We start from the raw sequence: 1,123 nt of genomic DNA, 5'->3' as shown, positions 1-1,123 counted from the left end.
CGTCGGCGCGGATCGCGTCGTCGGCGATGTCGGTGACGAGCCCGTCCTCGACCTCGAACGCGAGCGTCTGCCCCCCGTCGAGCAGGCCGTGGGGCATCATCGTCCCGTCGACGACGAAGGTGCCGGTCGCGGTCTCGGGCGCGACGAACACCTCGCCGGCGGGGAGGTTCGAGAAGTCGCCCGGCTCGCGGACCATCCCGGTGTCGGCGAGCCACTCGCGGTCGCCGATCCCGAAGGTGATGTCGGTGCCGGCGGACGCGGTGACGCGGACCTCGTCGGCGTCGCCGACCTGGTCGACCACGTCGTCGCAGGCGGCGTCGATGGCGGCGTAGTCGGCGTCGAGGCCGGTGGTGAACACGTCCTCGGTGATCCCCGGGAGCGTCGCGCCGCGCGCGCCGGCGCCGCAGGCCGCGCCGCGGGCGCGGGTGTGGCTCAGGCTCTTCGTCGTCGGCGCGAGGAAGACGTCCGCCTCGCGCATCGCGGCCGCGACCGGCGCCGGCGGCTCCGTCCCGTGCTGATCGGCCGGCGGGTACCGCAGGACGGTCGCGTCGTCGGTGACGGCGCTCGCGGCCGCGTAGAGCGCTTCCCCGATCGGCTCGCGCTCGTCGTCGGTGACGACGACGACCGACTCGTCGGGGGCGACGTTCAGGCACTGTTCGACCGCGGTCGCCGCGGCGTCGGAGCAGTCGGCTGCCATGCCCGCGTCTCCGTCCGGCCGGGCGTTAGGCCTTGCCATCGAGGTTTTACTGCGTTCCGTAATCGAATTATTTACGTCCGGTGCCGATCGGCGTCGAATTAACCGATCGATTACTCGTGGGGTAGTTAATTTCAATTCGGTTTCCTCGAAAACATTATGTCGGTGCCCGAGTGACTCACGGACATGATACGCGTGGGCGTCAACGGCTACGGGACGATCGGGAAGCGGGTCGCGGACGCCGTCGCGGCCCAGACCGACATGGAACTCGTCGGCGTGACCAAGGCCTCGCCGGACTACGGCGTCGAGGCCGCGGCCCGTCGCGGCTACGACCTGTACGCGGCCGTCGAGGACCGCACGGACGAGTTCGCGGCCGCCGGCGTCGACCTGACCGGGACGCTCGGCGACCTGCTCGACGCCGTCGACGTC

1 protein-coding gene and 1 pseudogene are annotated in these 1,123 nt (G+C 71.0%); one reads left to right on the top strand and one right to left on the bottom strand.

Features of this window, described 5'->3' with window-relative positions:
• A partial coding sequence (locus tag U4E84_RS18230; RefSeq protein ID WP_322533477.1) for an aminopeptidase occupies positions 1-697 on the bottom strand: 697 nt, incomplete at its 3' end.
• A 183-nt stretch (positions 698-880) separates the two neighbouring features.
• On the opposite strand from U4E84_RS18230, the pseudogene U4E84_RS18225 reads away from it, so the two are divergent.
• Positions 881-1,123: pseudogene (locus U4E84_RS18225) on the top strand (glyceraldehyde-3-phosphate dehydrogenase); the annotation flags it as partial.

The organism is Halorubrum sp. AD140 (assembly GCF_034497445.1).
GTDB lineage: Archaea > Halobacteriota > Halobacteria > Halobacteriales > Haloferacaceae > Halorubrum.
Note: the sequence above shows the minus strand (reverse complement) of the source record. Positions and strands in the feature narration are given on the sequence as shown.